The 26,069-nt window shown below is 55.1% G+C and carries 27 protein-coding genes and 1 tRNA gene; 15 read left to right on the plus strand and 13 right to left on the minus strand.

The annotated features are described in order from the left end of the window. Positions 1-7 precede the first annotated feature (7 nt). A complete protein-coding gene (locus tag DL346_RS20570; RefSeq protein ID WP_420849593.1) occupies positions 8-2,317 on the minus strand; it encodes a (Fe-S)-binding protein in 2,310 nt (769 codons plus the stop codon). A gap of 294 nt (positions 2,318-2,611) precedes the next feature. Between DL346_RS20570 and DL346_RS20575 the strand changes: the two genes are divergently transcribed. Continuing rightward, on the plus strand, positions 2,612-3,397 hold the full coding sequence (locus tag DL346_RS20575; protein WP_112884256.1) for an electron transfer flavoprotein subunit beta/FixA family protein: 786 nt from the start codon (positions 2,612-2,614) through the stop codon (positions 3,395-3,397). Positions 3,398-3,433: 36 nt separating this feature from the next. After that, on the plus strand, positions 3,434-4,465 hold the full coding sequence (locus DL346_RS20580) for an electron transfer flavoprotein subunit alpha/FixB family protein (RefSeq protein ID WP_112884257.1): 1,032 nt from the start codon (positions 3,434-3,436) through the stop codon (positions 4,463-4,465). A gap of 479 nt (positions 4,466-4,944) precedes the next feature. Here DL346_RS20580 and DL346_RS20585 read toward each other — a convergent pair whose 3' ends face one another. The 3 genes from DL346_RS20585 to DL346_RS20595 form a co-directional block, all read right to left on the minus strand. After that, complete coding sequence (locus tag DL346_RS20585; RefSeq protein ID WP_112884258.1) at positions 4,945-5,250, minus strand: Dabb family protein; 306 nt, start codon at positions 5,248-5,250, stop codon at positions 4,945-4,947. 64 nt (positions 5,251-5,314) lie between these two features. After that, the gene (locus DL346_RS20590; protein WP_240633332.1) at positions 5,315-5,887 is read right to left on the minus strand and encodes a histidine phosphatase family protein; all 573 of its coding nucleotides are present in this window, start codon (positions 5,885-5,887) and stop codon (positions 5,315-5,317) included. Positions 5,888-6,002: 115 nt separating this feature from the next. Then, positions 6,003-6,632 carry a DUF2238 domain-containing protein gene (locus tag DL346_RS20595; RefSeq protein WP_112884259.1) on the minus strand — a complete coding sequence of 210 codons (630 nt, stop codon included), beginning with the start codon at positions 6,630-6,632 and terminating at the stop codon, positions 6,003-6,005. Positions 6,633-7,076: 444 nt separating this feature from the next. Here DL346_RS20595 and ilvA point away from each other — a divergent pair, with 444 nt between their 5' ends. The 6 genes from ilvA to DL346_RS20620 all read left to right on the plus strand — a co-directional run bounded on the left by ilvA (position 7,077) and on the right by DL346_RS20620 (position 11,269). Further along, entirely contained in the window at positions 7,077-8,351 is a 1,275-nt protein-coding gene (gene ilvA / locus DL346_RS20600; RefSeq protein WP_112884260.1) for a threonine ammonia-lyase IlvA, read from the plus strand. A 244-nt stretch (positions 8,352-8,595) separates the two neighbouring features. Then, the gene (locus DL346_RS20605) at positions 8,596-9,753 is read left to right on the plus strand and encodes an MFS transporter (protein ID WP_240633334.1); all 1,158 of its coding nucleotides are present in this window, start codon (positions 8,596-8,598) and stop codon (positions 9,751-9,753) included. A 24-nt stretch (positions 9,754-9,777) separates the two neighbouring features. Further along, complete coding sequence (locus DL346_RS20610; RefSeq protein WP_112884262.1) at positions 9,778-10,383, plus strand: TVP38/TMEM64 family protein; 606 nt, start codon at positions 9,778-9,780, stop codon at positions 10,381-10,383. A 19-nt stretch (positions 10,384-10,402) separates the two neighbouring features. After that, entirely contained in the window at positions 10,403-10,708 is a 306-nt protein-coding gene (locus DL346_RS20615; protein ID WP_112884263.1) for a hypothetical protein, read from the plus strand. A gap of 88 nt (positions 10,709-10,796) precedes the next feature. Beyond that, complete coding sequence (locus DL346_RS29160; RefSeq protein ID WP_165822600.1) at positions 10,797-10,940, plus strand: hypothetical protein; 144 nt, start codon at positions 10,797-10,799, stop codon at positions 10,938-10,940. Positions 10,941-10,978: 38 nt separating this feature from the next. After that, the gene (locus DL346_RS20620) at positions 10,979-11,269 is read left to right on the plus strand and encodes a transposase (RefSeq protein ID WP_112884264.1); all 291 of its coding nucleotides are present in this window, start codon (positions 10,979-10,981) and stop codon (positions 11,267-11,269) included. A gap of 143 nt (positions 11,270-11,412) precedes the next feature. Here the strand turns inward: DL346_RS20620 and DL346_RS20625 are convergent, their stop codons facing one another. Beyond that, complete coding sequence (locus DL346_RS20625) at positions 11,413-12,441, minus strand: FUSC family protein (RefSeq protein ID WP_112884265.1); 1,029 nt, start codon at positions 12,439-12,441, stop codon at positions 11,413-11,415. 201 nt (positions 12,442-12,642) lie between these two features. Between DL346_RS20625 and DL346_RS20630 the strand changes: the two genes are divergently transcribed. Further along, the gene (locus tag DL346_RS20630; protein WP_112884266.1) at positions 12,643-13,677 is read left to right on the plus strand and encodes a diacylglycerol/lipid kinase family protein; all 1,035 of its coding nucleotides are present in this window, start codon (positions 12,643-12,645) and stop codon (positions 13,675-13,677) included. Positions 13,678-13,708: 31 nt separating this feature from the next. Here the strand turns inward: DL346_RS20630 and DL346_RS20635 are convergent, their stop codons facing one another. Then, positions 13,709-15,514, minus strand: a complete 1,806-nt coding sequence (locus tag DL346_RS20635) for an ATP-binding protein (RefSeq protein WP_112884267.1) — start codon at positions 15,512-15,514, stop codon at positions 13,709-13,711. 183 nt (positions 15,515-15,697) lie between these two features. Here DL346_RS20635 and mscL point away from each other — a divergent pair, with 183 nt between their 5' ends. From mscL to DL346_RS28815, 3 genes are all read left to right on the plus strand, one after another. Beyond that, the gene (mscL, locus tag DL346_RS20640; RefSeq protein ID WP_112884268.1) at positions 15,698-16,204 is read left to right on the plus strand and encodes a large conductance mechanosensitive channel protein MscL; all 507 of its coding nucleotides are present in this window, start codon (positions 15,698-15,700) and stop codon (positions 16,202-16,204) included. A 3-nt stretch (positions 16,205-16,207) separates the two neighbouring features. Further along, positions 16,208-16,843 carry an NUDIX hydrolase gene (locus DL346_RS20645; protein ID WP_112884269.1) on the plus strand — a complete coding sequence of 212 codons (636 nt, stop codon included), beginning with the start codon at positions 16,208-16,210 and terminating at the stop codon, positions 16,841-16,843. A 343-nt stretch (positions 16,844-17,186) separates the two neighbouring features. Then, positions 17,187-17,516, plus strand: coding sequence for a hypothetical protein (locus DL346_RS28815; protein ID WP_133257548.1), 330 nt, complete (start codon positions 17,187-17,189; stop codon positions 17,514-17,516). An 80-nt stretch (positions 17,517-17,596) separates the two neighbouring features. Here DL346_RS28815 and DL346_RS20650 read toward each other — a convergent pair whose 3' ends face one another. Both DL346_RS20650 and DL346_RS20655 read right to left on the minus strand, forming a co-directional pair. Next, the gene (locus tag DL346_RS20650; RefSeq protein ID WP_112884270.1) at positions 17,597-17,992 is read right to left on the minus strand and encodes a hypothetical protein; all 396 of its coding nucleotides are present in this window, start codon (positions 17,990-17,992) and stop codon (positions 17,597-17,599) included. Between the two features lie 569 nt (positions 17,993-18,561). After that, positions 18,562-18,783, minus strand: coding sequence for a helix-turn-helix domain-containing protein (locus DL346_RS20655; RefSeq protein ID WP_276311578.1), 222 nt, complete (start codon positions 18,781-18,783; stop codon positions 18,562-18,564). A gap of 174 nt (positions 18,784-18,957) precedes the next feature. Here DL346_RS20655 and DL346_RS20660 point away from each other — a divergent pair, with 174 nt between their 5' ends. Next, positions 18,958-19,359, plus strand: coding sequence for a helix-turn-helix domain-containing protein (locus DL346_RS20660; protein ID WP_165822601.1), 402 nt, complete (start codon positions 18,958-18,960; stop codon positions 19,357-19,359). A 463-nt stretch (positions 19,360-19,822) separates the two neighbouring features. Here DL346_RS20660 and DL346_RS20665 read toward each other — a convergent pair. After that, positions 19,823-19,897 (minus strand) — tRNA-Thr (locus DL346_RS20665). A 145-nt stretch (positions 19,898-20,042) separates the two neighbouring features. After that, the gene (locus tag DL346_RS20670; protein ID WP_112884272.1) at positions 20,043-21,569 is read right to left on the minus strand and encodes a sensor histidine kinase; all 1,527 of its coding nucleotides are present in this window, start codon (positions 21,567-21,569) and stop codon (positions 20,043-20,045) included. A gap of 352 nt (positions 21,570-21,921) precedes the next feature. On the opposite strand from DL346_RS20670, the gene DL346_RS20675 reads away from it, so the two are divergent. Beyond that, entirely contained in the window at positions 21,922-22,140 is a 219-nt protein-coding gene (locus DL346_RS20675; RefSeq protein ID WP_112884273.1) for a hypothetical protein, read from the plus strand. A gap of 114 nt (positions 22,141-22,254) precedes the next feature. On the opposite strand, the gene DL346_RS20680 is transcribed toward DL346_RS20675, so the two are convergent. The 3 genes from DL346_RS20680 to DL346_RS20690 form a co-directional block, all read right to left on the minus strand. Then, positions 22,255-23,613, minus strand: a complete 1,359-nt coding sequence (locus tag DL346_RS20680) for a putative bifunctional diguanylate cyclase/phosphodiesterase (RefSeq protein WP_165822602.1) — start codon at positions 23,611-23,613, stop codon at positions 22,255-22,257. Between the two features lie 170 nt (positions 23,614-23,783). Next, on the minus strand, positions 23,784-24,503 hold the full coding sequence (locus DL346_RS20685; RefSeq protein WP_112884275.1) for a response regulator transcription factor: 720 nt from the start codon (positions 24,501-24,503) through the stop codon (positions 23,784-23,786). A gap of 170 nt (positions 24,504-24,673) precedes the next feature. Beyond that, positions 24,674-24,916: a hypothetical protein gene (locus DL346_RS20690; RefSeq protein ID WP_112884276.1), complete on the minus strand. Its 243-nt coding sequence runs from the start codon at positions 24,914-24,916 to the stop codon at positions 24,674-24,676. A 267-nt stretch (positions 24,917-25,183) separates the two neighbouring features. On the opposite strand from DL346_RS20690, the gene DL346_RS20695 reads away from it, so the two are divergent. Next, on the plus strand, positions 25,184-26,065 hold the full coding sequence (locus DL346_RS20695) for a helix-turn-helix domain-containing protein (RefSeq protein WP_112884277.1): 882 nt from the start codon (positions 25,184-25,186) through the stop codon (positions 26,063-26,065). Positions 26,066-26,069: the final 4 nt, after the last annotated feature.

Consider the following 26,069-nt stretch of genomic DNA (forward strand, 5'->3'; position numbering starts at 1 on the left):
CCCCCTTTTAACTGGATACGCTGGCTTCCGGTTTGCCGAAAACACTTTCCGCGAGCAGCTCCGCCACGTCACGCGCCCGTACGGTTTCCTCCGCTCCCAGCTGCTTGATGCCGTCCTCCATCATGGTCAAGCAGTACGGGCATGCCGAGCCGATGACGGTCGGCGACGTTTCAAGCGCTTGGGAGGCGCGCGCCTCATTCACCCGCATCCCGCTTCGCTCCTCCATCCACATGAGCCCGCCGCCGGCGCCGCAGCACATGCCGTTTTCACGGTTGCGCTCCATCTCTACTAGATTGAGACCAGGAATCGCCGCGAGCAGCTGGCGGGGCGCGTCATAGATGCCGTTATACCGGCCCAAGTAGCAGGAATCGTGATAGACGATCCGTTCCTTCACCGAATGGGCAGGCCGCAGCAGTCCCTGCGCCACAAGGCGCGCAAGCATCGTCGTATGGTGCTCGACGGTAACGGAACGAGGGAGACCGAAGTCGCCGTATTCATGCTTCAGCGAGTTGAACGTATGCGGACAAATGGTGACGATATGGCGGATGCCGTAGCGCTGGAGCGTCTCGACGTTGTCGCGGCACAGCGTCTGGAACAGCAGCTCGTTGCCCATGCGCCGCGCGGTGTCGCCGGAGTTCTTCTCCTCGCCGCCCAGCACGGCGAAAGGAATGCCGGCCTCCTGCAGCAGCCGGACGAACGCGAACAGCACCTTGCGGCTGCGCTGATCATAAGCCCCCATCGTGCCGGCCCACAGCAGCAGCTCCGGCTGCTCGTTCCGGCGCACCGCCTCTTGCATCGTAAGCACGGGCTTCGCGGCCGGGGTTGCTTCGTAAGCCTTCAGCCAAGCCGCGCGCTCGGCCCGCGGCAGCCCCCACGGATTGCCCTGCCGCTCGATATTGTTCATCGCGCGCTGCCCCTCCGCCGGAATGCGGCCTTCCATCAGGACGAGGTAGCGTCGCATATCGATGATTTTGTCCACGTGCTCGTTGCCGACGGGACACTGATCCTCGCAGTTGCGGCAGGTGGTGCACGACCACAGCTCGGATTCCGTCATGACGCCGCCGATGAGCGCCACATCCGATACCGGCGTATCTTCATGCACGTTCCATGCCTGACGCTGCACGGTCATCGTCGGTTCGATGGTGGTTTTAGCCCCGTAAGCTGCCGCTCCTCCGCCGCTTTGAACCCATACCGGCGAAGCGTCGGCCATCATGTGCGCACTCGTCTGCAGTTTGGCGGTATCCCGGCTAAGGGAAGGCACCCACGGCGACTTGGATGTAATCGCGGCGCCCTTCTCCGTCAAATGATCGCGCAGCTTGATGATGAGATGCATCGGAGATAACAGCTTGCCGGTGTTCGACGCGGGACAGACATTCGTGCAGCGCCCGCATTCGACGCATGCGTACAGATCGAGCAGCTGTTTGGACGTGAACTGCTCCACCTCGCCGACGCCGAACGATTCCGCCTCTTCGTCCTCGAGATCGAGCGGCTCCAACCGGCCCGGAGGCGTCCGGCGGCGAAGCCACAGATTCACGGGAGCCGTCATAATGTGAAAATGCTTCGACTGCGGCACATAAACGAGAAAAGACAGCAGCACCGCATAGTGCAGCCACCAGAACAGCTCGTAGCACACGCCGGCCGCGGCTTGCGTGATTCCGGCGCCGTGCAGCGCCTCCGCAATCGCCGAGGAAACCGGTGCATAGCTGACGTAGAGCGAGCCGCCAGCCGCTTCGAAGGCGTGCAGCCGCTCGAACGCCTGCGTGAAGAGGACGGTCAGCATGATGCCGCCGATAAACCAGAGGACCAAGGATGGCTTCCAGCCCCGTTTAAGCCGACGCAGCCGTTCGACATACCGCCGGAAGCCGCCGTATAGAATGGCGAGCAGCACGAGCAGCACCGTAATCTCCTGCGACAGAACGAACGCATGATAGGCCGGAAACGGCAGCGCCGATCCGGCGATCCCCTTCCAGATAATATCCACCGCTCCGAATTGCAGGACGATGAACCCGTAGAAGATGACGAGGTGCATCAATCCGCTGCGAATGTCCTTCAGCAGCTTGCGGTGGCCGAACACTTGAAACGCAAAATCCCAGCCCCGGCGGGTCTGCTCGTTCCCGGTCGCTGCCGATGCCAGCGCGGCCGTCGTCGAGAAGGAGGAAAGCGACAGCATTTCCTCGCGGTTGTCGTTTTCGGGATCGGACGGATCGTGGGTCTGAGGCGAGGAAGGCCGGCCCGTATCGCTGCTTCGGCCCATGCGTATGTACCCGATTCGTCTCTTCACAACGACATAGAAGCACCACAGCGCCGTACCCGTCATCCCTGCAAAAAGCAGCCAGCGCACCAGCGCCGCCAGCGGATGCGCACTTAAAAACCCCACAAGGATCCCTCCTTTTCTGGAATCGCGGAGTGATTCAGTATATGTCCCCATGAACGGTAACATGCGGAAAGCGCGGCCGCGCGGGCGCTTGCCGCGGTCTATTTCAAGGGCCAAGTTCATAAGGTAACACTGGGCGGAGCACGCATAGGAGGCTTAGTTTATCGTATTCGGACGCGGCTGGGCGGTATGACTGCAAGGCGGCAAATCCGAACGATCGGGAGGTGTTTGGTACCGATGCAGATTGCAGTACTGATGAAGCAAACCTTCGATACGGAGGAAAAAATCGAGCTCGTTGGCGGAGCGGTAGCCGAGCATAGCGTGAAATACATCATTAATCCTTACGACGAATACGCGCTGGAGGAAGCGCTTCGGCTGCGGGAGGCGCACGGCGGCAGCGTCACCGTGATCTCGTGCGGGCCGGGGCGCGCGGTCGAGGCGCTTCGCACGGGGCTTGCGATGGGGGCGGATGAAGCGGTGCTGATCGCCGAGGACGGACTCGCGGGCAACGATCGCGCCATCGCTGCTGCTCTGGCCGCCGCCGTGAAATCGCTGCAGCCCGATCTCTTGCTGGCCGGGCTATTCGCCGTTGACCGCGGCGCGGGCAGCGTCGCGCTGCAGGCGGCCGAGCTGCTCGGATTGCCGCATGCGTCAGCTGCTCTGAAGCTGGAGATACGGGATGGCGCCGGCGGCGGAGGGCGCACCGCTGTCGTCGAGCGCGATACGGAGTGGGGCGTAGAGACGGTGGAGGTGCCCCTCCCTGCGCTCGTCACTGCGCAGCAGGGGCTGAACGAGCCGCGCTACCCGTCGCTGCCGGGCATTATGAAAGCGAAGCGCAAGCCGCTGCGGGAAGTGACGGCGGCGGAACTGGGTCTCTCCGCGGACGATCTGGCGCCGCGGACGGAGCGCGTGGCGCTGCTCGCGCCGCCGGTGCGCGCCGCCGGCCGCAAGCTCGCCGGCACGCCGGGCGAGCAAGCCGCGCAGCTGGCGGAGCTGCTGCAGCGCGAGGCGAAGCTGTTTTGAGCGAAATCGATCCCGTAGAGTTGGAGGTATAGAGCGATGAGCGATCAATCGAAACGAACGGCACTCGTGTATGCCGAGTGCGCGGAGGGCAAGCTGCGGCGCGTGGCGCTGGAAGCGCTCGGCGCCGCGAGGCGGCTCGCCGGCGACGGCGGCAGCGTGCACGCCGTCCTCGCCGGCGGCGGCTCGGCGGCAAGCCCCGCGCTGGCCGCAGCCGCCGCGGAGCTTGCCGCCAGGGGGGCCGGGGTCGTCCATGTCATCGACGACCCGGCCCTGGCGGGCTTTGCGCCAGAGGCGTACGCCGCCGCCATCGGCGCTGCCGTTGCCGCGGTGCAGCCGAGCATCATCGTGCTCGGCCACACCGCTGCGGGGCGCGAGCTCGCGCCCCGCGTGGCCGCCGCCTTGAAAGGCGGCCACATCGCGGATGTGACCGCCATCCAGGTGCCGGAGGATGGCGGCGCAGACGCGATCTTGACCCGCCCGCTCTACGCCGGAAAGGCGTTCGAGCAGCGGCGGCTGCTCCCCGGGGCATCGTGCGTCATCACGGTGCGCCCGAACAACCTGCCCGTCGCGGAGCCGGTCGAAGCCGGCAGCGAGGGCAAGGTCGCGGCGCTAGCCTACGCCGCGCCGCCGTTATGGACCACCGTCCGCGATGTCGTGCGCAAGGCTAGCGGACGGGTCGATCTCGCCGAGGCCGATATTATCGTCTCCGGCGGCAGAGGCGTGCGCAGCGCTGACGGCTTCGCGCCCCTGGAGGCGCTGGCGAAGGTGCTCGGCGGCGCGGTCGGCGCCTCCCGCGGCGCCTGCGATGCCGGCTATTGCGATTATGCGCTGCAAATCGGCCAGACCGGCAAGACCGTCACGCCGAAGCTCTACATCGCTTGCGGCATCAGCGGCGCTATCCAGCATCTGGCCGGCATGAGCCAGTCCCGCGTCATCGTCGCCATCAACAAAGACCCCGATGCCCCTATCTTCGGCGTCGCCGATTACGGCATCGTCGGGGACTTGTTCGAAGTCGTGCCGCTCCTCACCGCGGAGTTCGAACGGATACTGGCAACCCCCGGCAGCTGACGCGGCTCTCTCGGGCAACAACAAAAAGACCGAAGCGGAATCGCTTCGGTCAGGCTAGGTTGACTGAGCTCAGACTTGCTTGACGATTTCTATCGAGGAATCATCTACATCTCGAATGAGTTCGAAAATCGAAATTGCCTCATGCTACCGCGCATAAGCTTAACGGTTGCCACGCACGCTATTTAGCCACAAATGACCCTAATAAAATTCTAACGGTTCTCAGAGACGCTATTTGGCGATTCGGACAACGAATTCTTCCGATTTGAGCCAAATAACCCCACTGGCGACCGTTAGATGATAAAAAGGGTAATTTTTGCGCCAATAAGCATTGGAGTATCCGTTAAAATATGCAGCCTCTCTCTCATGCTGTCGTGCACATGCTAACCATATAGAAGCGCGGGATTCTCAGCAATCTGACCGAAGCGATTCCGCTTCGGTCTTCTTCCTTTTTCCGCACTCTCTTCTATCTCTTATCGTAATTAGCGTTTCTTGAAATCGATCTCCAGAAACCGCGCAACCTCCGGAATCCATCTGTTCTCGACAAAATCGACATGCACCGGATGCGCGTTGTACGTATCATAGTCTTCCTGGCTGTCGAAGACCATGGAGAAGCCGTAGTCGTAGTCGTTCTTCGCGCTCACTTGCTTGAACGCGCTAAACTCCTTCACAACCGGAATCGACGTCAAGAGACGTTCGCCGTCGTTCAAGAACTGCTCGGCTGCAGCCGACCCTTGCCCGTGCTTCAAATCAAAAATCACCATGTGCTGAATGCTCGTTTTATTCATAGTATTGCGCCTCCTAGTATCATTATTAATCTTGCGTATTTCGCCACATTGATCCATTGAATCGCTAACTCCACAACCGATCGAAGCCAACAAGCTCTTCATCGCGAAACGTCATCCGGTACACGTCCGGCATCGTCGTTCTCTTCCAGAAATCGAATCCGCCGTACCGTGAATCAAACGCATGCAAAATCATGCACATGATGTTGCCATGCGTCCCAACCGCAACCGATTGTCCCCCATACGCTTGAAGTAGCCTCTTCACTACCTGAACCGCCCGCTGCTGCGCTTCTCTGAACGACTCCCCGCCGGGCAGCGCCGCCTTGTGGTCGGCGAAGGAACGCTCGATCGCATCCAAAAAACCGCCGCTTGCGAACGCGACCTCATCGCCGTGAAGCTTCCGCTCCCTCAGCTCCTCGAACTGCATGACCGGCAAGCCTCGCTCCGCCGCAATGCCTTCTACCGTCAACAACGCTCTGGCATAGGGACTTGATACGACCTCGTCAATGCGCGTGTCCCGCAAAAGCTCCGTCACCCGAAGCACATCCTCCTGCCCCTTCGGGGACAGGCCTCGCGTACGATCTTTCCCTGGCGAATACGAGGACTCGGCATGCCTGATCATATATAACCGCGTTGCCATCCCTCACCTCATTCCACATTCCCATGCCATCCATTATAATCCATCCTGCCGCGTGGACAAGAGATCCTGCATACCTATACAGACAAAAAAGGCATCCTCCCAAGCGGGAAGACACCTAAATATCAATATGATCGACAGCTTTTTGCTTTCTTCTTCGAACCCAGATCGCGATTATAATCATCGCAATGATCGAAGCGTAGAACGTTACCTCCATGTCGTGCTGGGCATCCCAAATGTCGCCTTGAGCGCCGAGAAACGTCTCGCCCTTTTTCTTAGGCGCGACGAAAACGACGTACATCTCGCCGATTTCATAGATCGCCGAGTAGCCAAGAAGCAGCCATGGCGTTAGGAGATAGGCCCAGATTTTGCGGATGCCCGCCGCTTTGATCAGCACTTCCAGCTGCGGCAAGCCGAGCAGCAGCCCAAACATGAAATGAACGACGCGGTCGTAATGGTTCCGTTTGAAATCGAACCAATGCTTCATAAGCTCATCCAAAGGCGTAACGCCATACGCGTAATGCGCCCCGAACGTCTGCAGCATGAGGAACAGAATGATGAACGTATACGACAAGTTGCTGAAGCGGAAATAGCGATAGAGAATAATAAGGCCGACCGCGGTCAGGAGGGTCAAAATATTTTCCATCCACCAGTCAAATACGCTTACCGGATAGATCGCAAGCAGCACCCACACAATGATAAAAACAATGATATTGGCCTGAAGCCAGTGATTCGATCGGAACGGCATGGCCGCCAGCCTCCTTTCACGCCTGCATCTTCATGGTTACCATTCCTTGATTAATTATCCTAGTCTTGCCCGTTGACATTTGTCCGGCATGAGGGTATAACAAGGATAATAATCGATCTTGAAATTCGTTGATGGGAACACGCGCATCTTGCAATAGGCATTCTCCAGAGAGTCGGCGCACGCTGAAAGCCGACGTTTGCCCGCATTTGCCGCATCCTCCCGAAGAAGCCGTGCCGAAGCCGCAAGGGTCAGTAAGCACGGACGGAATCCGCCGTTACACGGAGCGCGTATGATGGTACGTGACAAAGAGCCGCTTGTCCCTCTCAAACGGACGGGAAAGCGGAAGTAGGGTGGTATCGCGAGATGAATCTCGTCCCTTGTGGGGCGGGATTTTTTGCATTTTTATAGATCGAAAATCTGGATCAAAAGGAGCTGCGGAAGATCATGGGAACTGAGTGGAACGCAAGCGGAACCATATCCGTCGGGTTGACGGAAATCGCGCAAGCGCAAATGCATATCAAGGAAGTGGCGGCGCGCACCCCCCTGCAGCTGAACCGGGTGCTATCCGAGCGCTACGGCTGCAGCGTATATTTGAAACGGGAGGATTTGCAAGTTGTCCGTTCCTTTAAGCTGCGCGGCGCCTACCATCTCATTAAATCTCTGCCCGAGGAGCGGCTTTGGCGGGGCGTTGTATGCGCAAGCGCAGGCAATCACGCGCAAGGCGTCGCTTATTCGTGCCACACGCTAGGTATTCCGGGCAAAATCTATATGCCCAGCACGACGCCGCGGCAGAAAGTCAACCAAGTTGCCTTCTTCGGCGGTTCCGACGTTGAAGTTATTTTGACCGGCGACACGTTCGACGATGCGTTCAACGAAGCTCTTGCCGCAAGCCGCAAGGACGATCTAGCGTTCATCCATCCGTTTGACGATCCCAAAATCATTGCCGGCAACGGCACGATCGGCAAAGAAATCATGGAAGCCATCGATGCCGCGCCCGATTTCGTCTTCGTGACGATTGGCGGCGGCGGTCTGGCCGCCGGCGTCAGCGCATATGTGAAGGCCGTCTCGCCAAGGACGAAGCTGATCGGTATCGAACCGGAAGGCGCCGCGTCGATGCGCGCTGCCCTCGATGCCGGCGAGGTGCTTACGTTGGAGAGCATCGACAAGTTTGTCGACGGGGCTGCCGTCAAGCGCGTCGGCGAGCTGACGTTTCGGATGTGCCGCGACATGCTCGACGATATTATTCTCGTTCCGGAGGGCAAAGCCTGTACCGCGCTTCTCGATCTGTATAACGAGAACGCCATCGTTGTCGAGCCGGCCGGGGTGCTGCCGATTGCGGCGCTTGATCTGTACCGCGACCAAATCGCCGGCAAAACCGTCGTGTGCGTCATCAGCGGCGGCAATAACGACGTCGACCGGATGCAGGAAATCAAGGAGCGTTCGCTCGTCTTTGAAGGGCTGAAGCATTATTTTATGGTCAACTTCCCCCAGCGGGCCGGCGCCTTGCGCGAATTTCTCGACGAGGTACTCGGTCCGGATGACGATATCACGCGCTTCGAATATACGAAGAAGCACAACAAAGATAACGGTCCGGCGCTCGTAGGCATCGAGCTGAAGAACCGGCAGGATTACGAGCCGCTCGTAGCGCGCATGCGCAGGAAAGGGCTCCATTTCCTCGAGCTGAACAAAGATCCCGTTTTGTTTAACTTACTGATCTGATTCGCGCTTCTCTTACTTAGCCTGGCTGTTCCTTTTCGGAATGGACAGGCTTTTTTGTTGGACTTCCGCCGATGAAGCCGACACTTTTGGGCAACCCTAAGAAGTGCTTGCCGCAGGGCTTTACTTGGATTTTTGTTCCAGCACGCTTATAATAAAGTAGACATCTGCCAGCTGGTAATAGCCCTCTAAATTTGCCTGTCAAAGGGGATGCGACATCATTTCTACTCGTCTATTCGGCCGGGAAGTGATCCTATTCTCGGTCATTCTGTTTTTCGTCGAATTCGTCCGCGGTGCGGCTTTGATCAGCTTCATTCCGATTTTCGGGGAAAAGACGCTTGGCTTGTCGCTCGATATTATCGGCATCGCCATCACGGCCCATTACTTGACGGATACCGCGCTCAAGATGGCGATCGGTTATTTGCTGGACCGTTTCTCGATCCGGTTTGTCGTGCATGCCGGTCTGCTCGCGTCGCTCGTCGGCATTTTCCTCCTCCAATTCGCCTATCAGCCATGGCTGTTTATTACGGCTGCCGCCTTATACGGCGTCGGCATCTCGCCGATCTGGATCGTTTGCCTGACCAAAGTATCCGAGGATCGCCGGGCCATGCAGATGGGCTTTCTCTATACGATATGGTTCGTCGGCATTGGCTCGGGCCCGATCGTCACCAACATTTTGCTCGATTACAGTACGCCGGTAACCTATTATCTGCTGCTCGGCCTTGCGCTGCTGTGCTGGGTGCTGTCGCTGTTTATTACGAACCGCAAATCATCCGGGGCAACTTCTTCGTTACCTTTGCGCGAGCAGTTCGTAATACTAAAGGATCGTCTACGGCATATGCGTCTGCTGCTGCCTGGAATGGTACTCCAAACCATGGGAGCCGGAATGCTTGTTCCGATTCTGCCCAGCTTTGCCGAGCATAAACTAGGAATGACCGGCGCTCAATATTCCTTGCTTTTGCTGGCAGGCGGCGCCTGTACGGTCATCGGCCTCATTCCGCTTGGCCGTCTGTCCGATATTCTTGGCGGCAAGAAATGGTTTCTCGTCCTCGGTTTCGGCTTGATCGGCGCCTCCTTGTACTTGCTGTCGCTGGCGCCGCCGATGTGGCAGTGCATCGTTTTGACCGCCATCCTAGGTTTGTCATATGCCACGCTGCTGCCGGCCTGGAATGCGCTGCTTGCCAATTATGTTCCGCCCAAACAACAGGGGCTTGGCTGGGGCATCTTCTCCACCGTCGAAGGCATCGGGGGAATGATCGGCCCCGTCGTTGGCGGCTCGCTCGCCACTTGGCAAGGGCAATCCGCCGTGCTATGGTATAGCGGGATTATGTATGCGGTGATCGGCTTCTTCTACATTTGGTTTCCATTCCGTGCGTTTAAGGACAACAGCCACGGCAATACGTGATGAAAGCAAGGTGAATTACACGGAATGAACTTATTTCAAGATTTGCTTGCACCTTTAAAGGAAATGGACCTCGAGCACCTGCAGCGAACGCTGGAAAGCTACAAAGCTTACGGTCCGCTGCCGGGCATTCTATTGCCGCTTGCGGAATCGTTCCTTCCCATTCTGCCGCTGCTTGTGTTCGTTGCGGCGAATGCCAATATTTACGGGCTCTGGCTTGGTTCTTTCTATTCGTGGATTGGCGTTTGCGGCGGATCGCTGCTCGTATTCTGGCTCTCGCGCAAGCTTGGCGGGCGGTTTAGCGGCTGGATTCGCCGCCGTTTCCCGAAGGCTTCCAAGCTGCTGGTCTTTATCGAACGCCGGGGCTTCACGCCAATCTTCCTTTTCGCGTGCTTCCCGTTCTCCCCATCTGCCATCATAAACGTCGTATCCGGCCTTAGCGGCATTTCCTTCGGTTCCTTCGCGCTTGCGATTCTGCTTGGCAAAGCAGTCATGATTCTCAGCGTGTCGCTGCTCAGCTTTAACATCGGCGATCTGACGGAACAGCCTTGGCGCATTTTGCTGATCATCGTACTGCTCGTGGTCATGTGGTTCGGCGGCAAGAAGCTGGAGTCGCGCTATCATTTGAAATAATCGGGGGTCCGGCCTTACCATGATGAATATCATCGCAACAAGCATCGTCCTTGTGCTGGCAGCCGGACTTGTTGCCGCCATGATCTTCTTGATCCGGCTGTCCACGGACGATTCAGGCCGGCATCCGGAGATCAAGCAATTCGTGGAAGCGCTGTTCGGCGGCACCTCTTCCCCTCTGCAGTCTCCTGCCCAAGCGCAAAGTGAAAGCGCTGCAGCCCTTTCGACGGAACCGTCCGAGGACTTCGATGAGACATGTCCGGCCTGCGGCGATCCCGTTATGCATAGGCACCGGGAATGCCCTTCGTGCGGGCTGCGGCTCATGTAGCCGGCTCCCTCACGCACATAGTTTCCTTCCCCCTGTGGCAAACTGATAAAGGATTTACATGTCGAGTAACGATCAGGAGGCCAATACTATGTCACAAGAACAACCGTCCCACTTGCAGGTTAAAGCGAGCAAGGCACAGGCGAAGGCGGACCGGACAGGCGTCGGCAAAGCTGAGGCGAGCGCCATGCAGTCTAAAGCCGATCATGCCGCTTATCCGAAGCACGGGCTGTAGTCGTTAGAGGGTGACATCGTCAGGAGGAGAACGTTATTATGAGCGAAGAAAAAAACCATTTTCAAATGGATCCGATGTCCGGCGAGCCGGTTGAAGTAGAGGGCGTTTATACAAACGAGTGGGGCCGCGAGGAGAAACTGGACCGCGGTGACGTGTTCCCGGCCGATCCTCAGATGGGCACGACGGAATGGGAGCTCACCCAGCTCAATATCGATAATCATTCCACCGGCGAAACCGATCCCCGGCTCGTGCCGAAGAAGAAAGCAACTGCCCACGAAGCGCACCTCCAACATCCGAAGCGGCATAAGAAGACCCATGAGACTGAATAGCGCCGCTTAAACAAGAAGAAACCTGCATGCCGCCTAGACCGCGGCTTTACAGGTTTCTTTCTTTAGAACGTTTAAACGCCCTTGCCCGCCTGGCATTCGGAATGCTTCGTCCGGCCGGGCCGCAAGGGCGTTTCCTATTAGGATCAGTCCGCGGTTGCATCCCGCTGCTGCACTTGCTCCGACACCCGCTCCAGCCGGCGCAGATGGTAGGCATATTCCAGCATGGCGGAAGCAACGAATACAAGCCGTTTATGTTCATCGGGATCATCGCGCAAGTAATCGGTCAGCTGGTTAATCAGCCGGGCTTCCCGTTCTTCCTCGGGCTCGATTTCGGCGGTAGGCTTCATTTTGCCTGCGATTTTCAGCAAAATTTGCTCGTGGTACTTGGTCAGCTCCTCGATTTGGCTGTCAAACCTTTGGGCCCATGCCTCCGCACCGGGTGCGGAGAAATAGTGCTCCTCCACCACCTCTAGCAGATCCACGCCCTGATGCAGCGCCTTGATGAGATGCTTGGATAGGATCAGCTGCCGCGCGCGAATCTGTTTACGCTGAGGCAGCAGCGAGCGCTCTTCCTCGAACAGCAGGTACGCCTCATCCAGCTTGCGAAGCGTGCCCTCAAGCTTCTCTTTCTCCTTACGGTGTACGTCTTCCTTCATCTCATTGGAGATCGCCATGCGAAGCAGCAGCGACAGCTGCGTGTACGCTTCCTGAACCTGTGCGGTAAACAGTTTGCGCGGACGCGGCGGAATGACTAGGATATTCACCGCGAAGGCGGCAGCCATACCCGTCAGTACCATCAGGAAGCGCTCCACGGCGAACAGCCAGCCCTGCTCGTTCGCTTCCATCACCGCCACGACGGTAACTAACGTCAGGCCGATCGTATTTTCCATGCGCAGCCGAATGCTGATTAAGATAATAATGATACAGACCAAGCCGACCGCAATCGGCGTATGCCCGAAGAGCCGGACTGCGGCAAGGGCAACCACGGCACCAAGTACGTTAGTCTGCAATTGATCCGTGACCTGCTGCCAGGACCGCGAGATGGACGGTTGAATCGTAAAGATCGAAGCGACTGCCGCGATAATCGGGGATGGAAATCCAAGCAAATTGCTCAGATAGATGGCCAGCGCTACCGCAAGGCCGGTCTTCAAAACGCGCGCTCCGATTGTCATGCCGCAGCACTCCCCTTCCTTTTCCGCGCTCTCGATACCGCTAGATGCCGCAAGAACGGCGAATCCTGAATGGGTGTACTAGTTTCTTCCATTTCTATGTATTCGCCTCCTTCCCTATTATAGCCGATTCCGTAGCAAAAAGAAGTTTCCAGCTCTGTCCGTCCCCTTTATAATGAGCACATCAGAGGAGGAGTCAGCATCATGTGGATTTTTGCCGTTAACGAGAAATCCGGCGGCGGCCGGGGGAAAAAGGTATGGAGGCGCGTGGAAGCCGAGCTTGTAAAACGCGGAGTTCCTTATCGAGCGGTCATGGCTGGATCACCCGAGGAGGCAGATGCGGAAATTCGTTGGCTGATCGCCGCATTCGCGGAACACGGCGGCTCTGCGGAGGCGGCGGACTCGTTGGCAGAGACGGAAGGGGCGGGGGCCGCCACCCAGCCTCGCACCGGAGTGAAAGCGGTCTGCGTGATCGGCGGGGATGGAACGATTCACAGCGTACTGCCGGCTTTGGTTGACAGCGGCGTGCCGCTTGGCATCATTCCATCGGGCTCCGGCAACGATTCCGCCCGCGCCTTCGGGGTCCCGGCGAAGCCGCTTGATGCGCTCGCGCGCATTCTCGCCGGCCATGCCATGCCGGTCGATCTCATTCTGCTGCGCAGCGCCAAAGCAGCGCATGGCGGCGGAACGGCGGCGGAACGCCCCGTCCTGACCGCGCTTGCCGTCGGCTTCGACGCCGCAATCGCCGATGCGGTCAACCGGTCGGCTCACAAGACACTCTGCAACTTGCTTGGCGTCGGCTCCGTTGCTTACTTGATCGGCCTCCTGCAAATCCTGCTGACTTACCGGCAGCGACAGCTCACGGTGACAGTGGACGGCACGCCTCACCGCTTCGAACGCGGCTGGATGGCGGCGGTGTGCAGCGTGCCGGCCTACGGAGGCGGCCTGCGCATCTGCCCGAACGCCTCGCCGACTGACGGCCTGCTCGACGTGTGCGTCGTCCACACGTGCACGCCGCTGCAGCTGCTGCGCTTGTTCCCTACGCTGCTAAGCGGAACCCATACACGGCTGCCGTACGTGAAGATGCTGCGCGGCAGACCCGTTTCCGTCGCGGCCGAGCCGCAAGCCGGTACGGATGCCCTCGCTATCTACGGCGACGGCGAGCCGGTCGGCGAAGCCCCGCTATACGCAGAATCAGCCGGCCACCGCCTCTTATTGCTTAGTGCGGTAACCGGCTGATTTAATCCAGAGCGCATCCTGACTGCCTTAGTCATGATGCGTTTTCGTCGTCGTGGCGTAGCCGCTGGATCGGAGTCACCTTGCTCCAAGCCTGCACATCCGTCACTTCGATAGGCTCCTGATACGGCAAAATAATATCAAACGTCGTGCCTTCGCCCACGCGGCTGTTCACTTCGATGCTGCCCTGGTGATTATCGACGATTTTATAGGTGACCATGAGGCCAAGCCCCGTCCCCTTCTCCTTCGTCGTATAGAACGGCTGTCCGATCTTGGACAGCTGCTCCTCCGGAATGCCCGGACCGCGGTCGGCGATCCGCGCAATGATCCGCGACTGGTCCCGCATACAGGTGACGGTAATGGTGCCACCGTCCTGCATCACCTCGATGGCGTTCTTAAGCACGTTGATGAAGACCTGCTTGAGCTGATTCTCAACGCCCCGTACCCACAACGTTTCCTCGCTGAAATGCGATTCAATCTCGATGCTGTGCAAAATCGCCTGCGTCTCCAGCAGCGTGATCGTATCCCTCATGATCGTTCGGATGTCTTTATAAGCCATCTCGTAAATTTGCGGCTTGGACAGCATCAGCAGCTCGCTGACGATCGATTCGATCCGGTTGAGCTCCGATTTCATGATGTCGTAGTAGTTTTTACTATTGCCGCGTCCCGAGGCAATGAGCTGAAGGAATCCCTTCAATGAGGTCAGCGGATTGCGAATCTCATGTGCGATGCCCGCCGCCAGCTGGCCTGCAACGTACAGCTTCTCGGAATTGATGAGCAGCTCCTCGTTCTTCTTCCGTTCCGAGATATCGCGAATAATGACTTGAAACACCGACTTCCCCGACAGCTTCGTGCTTGTCTCAATGACCTCCGTATGGAGCGGCTTTCCTTGAACCGTATACCAATCGAGCTCGATCGGGCTTTGCCTCGCCCGCTGCTTCGTCACCTGGAGCATCCGCTTCATCAGCGTATGATATTTGGGCTGCAGAAATTGGTAGACCGGCTTGCCGAGCATATCGCTTTCATCGTCCGCTTCAAACATATGCAGGCCGGAACGGTTGATGTATTCCCATTTCTCGTCATGAATGATCGCAATCATGTCGATCGATGTTTCGACCAGCAGCTTATACCGCTCATTCATAGCCGTATAGCGGCGATCCACATAGCGGGCGACCAAGCTGAAGACGAAGATGACGAGCGTGGCAAGACCGAGCACGATCGAGAGCAGCTTCATGTAATCGTTTAGCCGGTCTGCCGTGAGCACCACCGAGTAGATAACCGTGACCATTTCCAGCCCGATCAGCTGCATGATGATGCCCGTGAAGCCGAGCAGCAAGCCCGCAAGCAGGATATAACCGTTCTTACGCTCGAAAATATAGAAAGAACAGGCCGTTCCAAAATAGCTAAAAAGGAAGCCTATGCACGCAAGGCTAATATCGATGCTGTATTCCTCGATTTGCGTGCTAAGCAAGGTGGAGTAGATCAACGAGCCTGTCCCAAGCGCCATCAACAGACTGCTGCCTAGTAAACGAACCGCGTGCGGCGCCCGGGAGCCAAGCAGCCTGAACGATCCGTAGGCGCTTGCCATAATGCCGAACAGCTTGACGATAATGGTCCAATCGAGCATGATCATGGAGTTCGACGTCAACAAAATGATAAAATGGCTTACCCAAAGGCCGAGACCATAAACAAGCGCTCCGCTAAGCAGCCAGTATTGGCGCATGATGCGCAACATTTGGAGATGACCGATCATGCTGTACATGGTGATGGACGCAAACAAATTGATAGCAAGCGCCAGCGCCAGCAGCATCCACTTCTCGCCTATCATTAGCTCGCTCATTATGACTCTCCGATAACGATAGATTTTTGGTAAATTAGGGCTTGAGAATTGGAATTCGACAGATTTCCAAATTATCCTTTTTTCCGCGACAGGAAAGTGACGGAATTGCCAGATGACGACAGCAAGGCTGTTGAATCGCCTCAAGGTGCGTTATAATATTGCATGTAAAGGAGAGGACTACATATGGTTAAAATTTTAAAAGAGTTCAAAGAATTCGCCGTCCGCGGCAACGTGCTCGATCTAGCCGTCGGGGTCATCATCGGCGGCGCGTTCGGCAAAATCGTCACCTCGCTCGTCAACGACATCATCATGCCGCCGATCAGCAAGCTTCTCGGCAATGTGAATTTGGTCGATAAGTTTTTCATTCTATCCGAACTCAAAGCGGATCAAGCGACGCCATCGACATTGGCCGAAGCCCAGAAAGCATCCATATCCGTTCTCGCCTACGGCAATTTCCTGAACGTCATCCTGGATTTCACCATCGTTGCGTTCTGTATCTTCCTGATCGTGAAGGGTGCCAACACGCTAAGACGGCTAGGTAATCCGGAGCCGGTGAAGGCGCCTGAAGAGCCTACGGAAAAGACATGCCCATACTGCTTGTCCAAAATTCCGATCAAAGCGACCCGCTGCGGCCACTGCACCTCCCACCTGCGCGACGAGCCGGCCGAGCTGCAGGAAGGCTTGTCCTAGCCGATGGCAGGCGAAGAACGCTTCGATTACTACGATGAGGCCGGCACATGGCTCGGGTCTGCCCCGCGCAGCGAGGTGCATGCCCGCGGGCTCTGGCACCGCTCCATCCATTGCTGGCTGGTGCGCCGCGAAGGCGAACGCAAGCTTGTGCTGTTTCAGCGGCGCAGCACGGACAAGGATACGTTTCCGGGCTACTATGACATTACCGCCGCCGGTCATCTGACGGCGGGAGAAACGATGCGGGAGGCAGCCCGCGAAATCGAAGAAGAGCTCGGCGTACCGGTTCCGTTCGAGACGTTGATTCCGCTTGGCGAAGCGCGCCATGAAGCGACCGGCTTCGCCAAGGGAGCCGCATTTATCGACCGCGAGATCAGCGGGGTGTTCGGCTTTGTTTACGACGCGCCGCTCGCTTCGTTAACCCTGCAAGCGGAGGAAGTGGCCGGGGTGTACGAAGCCGACTTAAGCGTGATGATCGCGCTGTTTGACGGAGAGCGGGATCACGCAGCGGCGGCCGGTTTCCGGCTTGATGCAGGCCGCCATCCGGTTGCATCCGAGATTCAAGTGAAGGCTTCTGAGTTCGTGACGAGGCCTTCAAGCTACTATTCCGGCGTGTTCCGCGCGTTGCTGCTCCACTTGTAAGCAGCAGCGCCGTGCCGCTTGTATTGACGCCGCGCCGCATATGGCGCGGCGTTTCGCTTATATGCCCCCGCTTCGTGCCGAGGCCGGACTTGGAATACCGCGGCGGCGTGCTGGCTACCGCCCCTCTTCCTCCCCCGATGCTTTTCTGGCTTATGGCGCGCTCCCAGTTTTTATACCAGTTATCGAGCATCCCGTGAATTTGATAGAAGATCGTGCTTTGCGGCGCAGAATCGAAGTCGTTCATGATCTCCTCGCCGTACAATTTTGCTGATTCTTGGTGCAAGCATCCGTGCAAGTTCGAGCCCTCGATGAATAAGCCGAGCTGATCCAGCGTAGCAAACGATTGCGGATTATTGAGAATGCGTGCTTCCGCCGATTTATTCCAACAGCGCGAATTTCGAATCGCTTCCGGTACGCTTTCCCATGGCGCGACAAGCTGCGGATCATAGCCCTGCTGGTGGTACCATTGCAGCGCTTTATTGATGAAGTATCTGTGAAACTGCATAAAGAGCGCGCCATACCCTGCGGGCAGCTGCGACGGGTGATCGTGGTGGTTGGCGTGATGCCATTGCAAATGCTCTTGCAGCAGCGATGCGGGAAAATTCGGAATTACCGGCATACATGTCCCTCCTATACCAACGTCTATTTCCAGTTAGTTTATGCCGCCGCATAAGGAGGGGTTCATAGCAAAAACAGGCCGTCTCACCGAAGTGAAACAGCCTGTTGCAGAGGAAGACGGTTCGCCAATTCAAATCAGAAGGTGTTGCAATTGCCCATGGATACGCAAATGTCGAAGGTAATCCGCACGTCGCAGCATTCTCCGAATGTGCACGCGATACGAACGCATGCAAAACGGCCTTGGTGGAAGAAACAGACTACATGACAGTTTTCCCCGATCAGGTCTTCTACGACCTTGCGGTTTCTGCAGCGGATAGCCCGAACGAGTCTGGCCGCTTGCTCAGGCGAACGAAGCTGACAGAACAAATCCGCTAGATCTTGACCTGCCTCTTGGATTCCCTCTACAGCGCCATCGCGTCTTTTGCAGCAGTGGCTCCGGCTGCTGCGGTGCATGTCGTTCGACACGCGCGCGCTGCTGCGATTTTTTTTCTGAACCTTTTGCACACTCTTCACTTGTAATTTAATTGACACCTGGTTTCCTCCTTTCAACGAACTACAGTAATCTATGAAAGGAGGGTTATTCTGGTATAAGACAAGATACCTGCGTCAATCGCATAACCTGAAAGCCGCATTTCTTGCGTGAGCGCGAGCCTTCCATGATTATCGTCCACGAATTCAAGCCGTTTTTATGTCATGGGGGTACATTTGGCGATCAATTTGATTACTTCACAGATGGCTTATTAGCTATGCGTCGCCCCGCATTTTCGGCATTTTGACCATCGATCAAGTCCGTACCACTTTCTCCGATGGAACAATTTGCACCATAGATTCACCGTTCAAACCCTCCATCCTATGCGGCATTCTCAAAGTGTACAGCCCACCTCATGAATTGCATGGTGTGGGCTGTTTGATGTCAATTAGCATCATAATTCAATTCGATTGCCTCACCGTTGCTCCAATCCGGCAGACTAGGCGTTTCTGCACGTTTGGCGGTAGATATAGTAATGATAGCTTTCTTCATTGCAACATCTCCTTTTTACCAAGTTTCGAAACTTGCAACGTGATCTTGTACACCGGTGTTTGTTTTAGTTTGTTGAGTTTTAATCAACTTTTTTCTTAAAAAAAATATCATCCGTCAGCTGATGCAGGTCTACGCCGAATTTAGAAGCAATTGCTGGGAGGTGCTTCGCCTTCAACTCATTCTCGCCCGATTCGATTCTTGAATACCCGCCAGGCGTGTTGAGCCCAAGCGCTTTGGCCATTTCTTTCAAAGTTAGCTTATTAGCAATTCTCATGATCCGAAGATTCTCGTAATTGATCACCAAACGAACGCCACCCCTCCGAAAAAATTGAGCTTAAATCAAATAATAACTTAATAATATTTGACGCATAATCAACTGTCAACGTAAATATTGCTTTTTAATCAAGTCAATATTAAATCCATCTCGTTGATGGTATGATATTTGATGAATAATCAAAATTTGAAGAGGTGGACTATGTCCCTCGGTACTCGTCTAAAAGAACTTCGTCGAGCAAAAAAATTAACGCAAAAGGAAGTTGCTAATCGTCTTGAAATAGATAATACGACGATCTCAAAATGGGAAGCTGACGTATATGAACCGAACACTGTTACCTTAGTTAAATTGGCCACTCTTTATGAAACGAGCGTGGATCAATTACTTGGCCGCGTACCATCAATCGACTATCAGAGAATGTTGAATAACCCCGCTCTTAAAGACCAATCCGCCGGCTATGAAGCGCCTGTCACTGGCCGCGTCCTCTATGGTGGTTCAGAACATTACACCGAGGAAGAACTTGCAATTGCTGACGCCGCTGCTAGAGCTGCTGTGGAGGCTTATCGCAAAGGGAAGGCAAGAGCACAGAAAAATGATCAATAAATGCAAAATCCCCCCTGCCTTTAGGGGGCTCCTGAATATTCTAACGGATGCTCCAGTGCTTATTTGCGCAAAAATACCCCTTCTTAAAATCTAACGGTCGCCAGAGGGGTTACTTGGCCCAAATCGGAAGAATTCGCTGCCCCAATCGCCAAATAGCGGTTCTGAGAACCGTTAGCCTTTCAAAAGAGCCATTTGAGGCTAAATAGCGTGCGTGGCAACCGTTAGCTATGCTCGCCAGCATGAGGCAATTTCGATTCACGAAGTCATTCATGATGTGGATGATTCCACGTTAGAAATCGACAAACAAGCCTGATGTCAGTCAAGCATCGGACTCGCGATTGATCCTTATTACTTTTCGACAGCCTGAGCCCCCTAACTTTAGGGGCTATTCTCTTTTCAAGAGGAGAATAACAAAAAAGCGCGGTCCCGAAATCTCGGAAACCGCGACGTTATTGGCTTTCAGTGGTGCTGGTGAAGGGAATTGAACCCCCGGCCTACGCATTACGAGTGCGTTGCTCTACCCCTGAGCTACACCAGCATATGTCACTATATCCCGTCTGCAAGGCGGTGACTTTTTTAATATACTGCATCATTTTACTATAGTCAATCCTCATTCGACCCCGCTTAGCAAGGACAAGTTTCCCCCCGCGATTGGACGCGGGGGACATGTCTATCGGGCCGTATCAGCCGCTGGATTCCGAAGTCGTCGCCACGCTTGGAGGCATTAGCGGCAGCCGCAGCGTAAACCTGCTTCCCTCGCCTTTGCGGCTCTCCAGGGACAGCGTTCCGCCAAGCAGTCTTGCCAGCTGCAGGCTGATCGACAAGCCCAGCCCCGTACCGCCGTAGTTGCGGTTAATGGAGCCGTCTTCCTGCTGGAACGCTTCGAAGATCAGCTTCTGCTTCTCCATTTCAATGCCGATGCCCGTGTCGATGATCGAGAAGGTGATTCGCTGCGGCGATACCGATACGATGCGTCCCGCCGACCGGCCCCAAGACACCGGATTCCAGTTTCGGAGCGTGCGCTTCTTCAACGCCGCCGGCTCAAGCGGCACGCCTCCATCAAGCTTGACAACCAGCTTCACGGAGCCCGACTCCGTAAATTTGAAAGCATTCACGAGCAAATTGCGCAAGATTTGATTGAGCCGCAGCGGATCGGTTTGCATCGCATCCGGCACATGAGGGGCGATTTCGGTCTCAAACAGCAGCTTCTTCTGCCCCGCAACCGGCAAGAACTGCTGATGCAGCGTCTGGACAAGCTCCTCGATGGAGAGCGGCTCGATGTTAATATCCATTTTTCCGGCTTCCACCTTGGAGAGGTCCAAAATATCGTTAATGAGCTGCAGCAGGTCGTTCCCGGCTCCGTTGATAAGATCCGCATAGCGGACATCCTCAGCGCTGTACCGGTTCTCATCGCTTTCCTGCATGAGCTGCGACAGCAAAATAATGCTGTTCAGCGGCGTCTTCAGCTCGTGCGACATATTCGCCAGAAACTCCGATTTATACTTATTCGCAAGCAGCAGCTCACGCGCCTTCTCCTCGACATCGCGTTTCGCTTCGCGAAGCTCGCGCGTCTGCCGGCGCAGCAGCATGTTGATGTTGCGAAGCTCGTCCACTCGCAGCTGCTCCTTCTGAAAGTCGCTGACGATAAACATAAGCAGCGCGCTCAGCAGGATCCGCAGCGGCAGCGAATATATGCCGTATTCAAGCAAGTACGTGCCGACTGGCATCAGCTTCATAGCGAGCAGCGTCAGCGTCACAAACAAGGTATATAATATATTTACGGCAAGCACTGTGATGATGCTTTTCCACAAGAACCGCCACGGCTTCCAGCGCAGCCAGCTGCTCAGCCACGTACATGCAAGGCCGATCAAGATCATGACCAGACACTCCGAGACCGCCGCCCCATCGAAATCAAAGAACAACCGTCCGATCCCGATGCCAAGGCCAATCAGCGTAATAACGGCCGGTCTCGGAAACACGAGTACGGCGATCATCAGCGGGGCAATGCGCAGATCAAGCAAATGCAGATCGCCTGTCCGAGGACCGAATAGCATCGCGCACCATCCGCCAAGGATGAACATCGTGACCGTAAGGCTATATTTGACGCGATTAGTCGCGTATTGGAAGAGGTAGCGATACCATAAATCAAACATATAGGCAAGTGCAATAAGCAAGCTAATGTTGGCGAACAATGCTTTTGCATTCGTCAAAACGTGATCCCCGCCTTCCGGTTACTGGGTATTACCCTGATTTTGGGATTATGACGCAGACATGGATTAATATTGTACCGCATCGCAAATAATACCATTACTTGCGCAGCTTCGCACCGCGTACGAATTGCCGCGGTACGAAGCCGCATCAACGCATAGATATTTCCGCACTGCTAAGCAGTCGCCCCGCATGCGAACCGCCGGGGTGCGAAGCCGCCTTATCATGGCGAAATTTGGTTGAATTTGTTAGAAAAGGGTAAGTAAAACAAACATTAGTTTCATTCTGATTTTATAAGAGACTAAAAAATATGGATTACAATGTGGTTACAAAAGTAAACGGAGGCGCATACCGATGACAAAAGTCATTACCTTCAAAAATCGTTCCGTTCCAGTCCACTACCCGTCCGAGCAACTGTCTTATATAGAACTCCTGCACAATAAGCTGTTGGAAATGGAATACAACTTTGATTTCCGTAAAAAATGGAAACGAATCAAGTCGGTCGAAATGATCCGCGACGTCGCTATTTTACAATATACCGACGGCACGAAGCTATACCTCGAAGTGTGCTAGCTAAAAGCACAAAATGCCTGGTTCTATACTCGTACGAAGAAGGGCAGTCCGCCAGCAAGTCAGCATCCTTCACTCGAATGCGTCTTGCGTGCAGACTGCCCTTTATTTTTTCCGTTACACGGACTCCAACGTTACCGGAAGCGCACCGATAGCCTCTTCTTTCATCGGCTTCCCCAGCAGGTAGCCTTGGTAGCAGTCGCAGCCCCATTGTTTTAACAACGCTAACTGCTCCGCAGACTCCACGCCCTCGGCAACGACCTGAAAGCCAAGCTCATGTACGAGCGCAATCATCGATCTTACGATCGCAGTCTCCGCGTGCTGTTCACCAATGTGCTGGACGAACGATCGATCGATCTTCAGCGTATGCAGCGGCAGTCTCCGCAAATAAGTTAGCGAGGCGTACCCCACCCCGAAGTCATCCAGCGCGATTCGAATACCCATCTCCCTCAGCTGCTCCAATACGTTATAGATCCGCTTGCCCGAATCAATCAGGATGCTCTCGGTAATTTCGATTTCCAGGCACTCTGCCGGCATCGACGTTTCGATCAGAATGCGCTGCAGCGCCTCCACAAAATCATTCGCAGCCAGCTGGAGCGGGGATAGATTGACGGAAACGATCAGATCCATATGTCCCTTATCCCTTACCCTGCCCCACATGCCGCAAACCTCACGGATCACCCACTCGCCAATCTCTACGATTTGGCCGCCTTGCTCTGCAAGCGGAATAAACTCTGCCGGCAGGATGAGACCAAGCTGCGGGTGCTGCCAGCGCAGCAATGCCTCGAAGCCTCTGAGCCTCCCCTCAGCCTCGTACACCGGCTGGTAGTAGAGCATTAGCTCATTGTCCGCAGGCGCGCTGCGAAGCAGCGTTCTAAGCTCCTCCGTACGGTGGAGCTGAGCTGCATCTTCCTCGGTATATATGGCTACCTGGTTGCCTCCTGCCGCCTTCGCCTGCTGCAGCGCCGTATCGGCATGCCGCATAATCCTCTCCGCCGTATCGCCGTCCGCGGGATAGCTGCTGACGCCGATGCTGCAGTAAGGAAAGAGCAGCTGTCCGCGTACAGGCAGTAAATCCGCCACCGAATGCTGGAGCTCTTTAATGAGCATCTCCGCTTCCTCCGAAGCTGCTTCCAGCTTGTAAATCCGAAACAACAGAAACGTATTGCCGCTCAACCGATAGGCGGAGGCCGACCAATGGCTCAGTTCGCATAGCCGGCCTGCCATCTGGCGAAGCGCCTCGTCGCCGAAGGCTGTCCCTTTCGTTTCGTTGATGACATAGAAGCGGTCCATATCGACAAGCGCTGCCAGCACCCCTCTGCCGCAGCTTCTTGCGAGCGAGATCGCTCTGGCGAGCATGGCGAAAGCAGCCTTGCGTCCCGGCAAGCCTGTTAACGGATCGTAGACCTGCTCTGCCGGTATGCTTCCGCGGCGGTACATGCCATCTCGCTGCGCGGTTGTATCGAGGTTTTCCATTAATACCTCTCCCCCTTTCGGCCCATTCATGATTCAACCAATCTCGATATAGGTATAATTCCTCACAATTCCACTAGGAAATAAGTATGACATACGCATTGTTAGATTATAACAATTAAATGCGCAACAAAAAAGCCCTCTGATTAAGAGAGGACTTAGGATAATAATGATTAGTTCGGAGATTCCACTTCGGTCACATACTTATATCCGACGCCCCAGACGGTTCGGATGTAGTGTGGCTCCTTCGGGTTCTTCTCGACTTTTCGTCTTAAATTCACGATATGTACATCGACGGCCCGATCCGTTACAAAGGAATCAAAGCCTCGAATGGCATTTATTAATTCTTCACGGCTATACACTTTACCGGGATACGTAAGGAAGAGCTTCATCAATTCAAATTCTGAAAATGTCGTTTCGACCAGCGTGCCGCGCACAAGCAGCCGCCGCCGCTCCAAATCGAGTTGAATCGACGCTTCCGAATGATCGTCCTCAGCCTGATGGTTCAAACCGCCGGAAGTAGCGACAGCCAGCTTCGCCCTGCGGATCAGCGCCTCTACGCGGGCACTCATTTCATGCATGCTGAAGGGCTTGCATAAGTAATCGTCCGCTCCTGCGCGCAACGCTCGAACCCGCTCCGACACCTCGGATTTCATGGAAATGATCATGATCGGTACCGGGGAATGCTGGCGAATTCGTTGGCACAGCTCCGTTCCGTACCAGTCAGGAAGCATTAGATCCAATAAAACGACATCCGGCAAAAATTGCTCCAGCAGCTTCAAGCCTTGTGCACCGGATGCAGCCTGTTGTATTTCATAGCCCTCTTCAGACATGTACATGGACAGCATATCGCTCATCATCACATCATCTTCGATAACCAATATCTTGTACATGCGTTCTTCACCTCGTGAAGGATTCAAAAATCGACAAAACTCCTTATTATTTTAGTATATAATAGGAATATTTTCCATAGACAATAGTAGATTATAGATAGATCGGTAATTATTGTTAATTTATGTAATGAACGCCGACTGATGAATAGAATAGCAATTGAGATTTTGTATTAGGAATTCTGCTGCGCTTGCAGCTGCTGGATCCGATATATGTAGTAATGCTTGGAGCAATAGCCTTTGCTAACCGACGTCTTCTCGCATTTCACCCACTTGCAAACGGTCGGCTCCGCGGGTTGGCGGACCTTCGTCACAACCGGATCACCGTGACGGCGCCAGCGCTGATGGTGCATGGAGCACATCTTCTTCGCTTTGACCGGCTTGCTGCATTCTTGAATCATACAATTTCGCTGCATTTCATTTCGCCCTCTCGATGTAAGTACATAGATGCAAGACTATGTATTATTATGAGTGAAAGAGCTTCATTTGAAAAGTTCTCTTCATTGCACTTTCTTCGGAAAATCTGAAGCCTCACTTACGTCATACAGCATCCCCTAAAGAGCGAATAATAAAAAAATTTATAAATAATCATAGGAACTTATAAATAACCAGTTGAAAATTCAGTTAGCCGCTCTTATACTGTTCTATAAACTAGCTCTAAGACGATTGAGAGGGATAGCCAAGTGACACTATTGACCGCTATATTTCATACCATTAAAACGCCGCTTGCAGTTGTTGTCGGCCGGGGTGACGGCATGCGGTTTAACAGCGCGAACAAGGCCTTCTCCAATCTGGTCGGCTGCTCGGAGGCAGAGCTTGCCGGAATGCCGCCAAGCAGATTGTTCGCTTCCTGGAATAACGATGGCTTACATACTTCGATCCATTCCGAAACCGTGCTGCTTGAACGGCCAAAGCCCGAGGATTCGCAGCGGTTGCTGCTCACTTGGGAGCCTGTTAAGGATGCGGAAGAGCCAGCTTACTTGCTCACTGCAGAAGACATCACGGCTAAGACCTGGATTGACACGATGGCCAAGTCCAAGAAGGTGCTGTTCTCCGGAATACTAAACGACAAGTATGTAATTGAGCGCTACTATCAGCATGATTCCGCACCGCTTTTCGATCGGTTATACCGCATCGAGCAAGAGTCGCTCCACATGTTCTTCCATAATCCGGACCGCGAGCGTCTCGTCCATGCCCTGGAGCAAGCCGCGCTTCACCGCCGTACGGACCGCATCGTGGTCCAAACCAAAATGGCGGCCAACACGGCTCAGCTTGAGCTGCATATCACGTTCCGCCCATTTTATAACGGCGATGGCGAAATCAAGCACTTCGGCTTTGTCGTGACGGATATCCAGACCATTTCCGAAGCCGTCGATCCATCGGTCACTTTGAAGGTGCTGATGGCGCGCAGCTATATGTCGGCGCAGCAGCTGTCGCTGGAAACCGGCATCTCGCTGCAAACGATCTCCAAGCTCCGGAACGGCAAGATCGGCAAACCGCAGCGTCAAACCGCGCTCTTGATCGCATCCAAATTAAATGTGACGCCTCAAGATATATGGCCATAGTAAG

This window comes from Paenibacillus montanisoli (genome assembly GCF_003268025.1).
Lineage (GTDB): Bacteria > Bacillota > Bacilli > Paenibacillales > Paenibacillaceae > Paenibacillus_Z > Paenibacillus_Z montanisoli.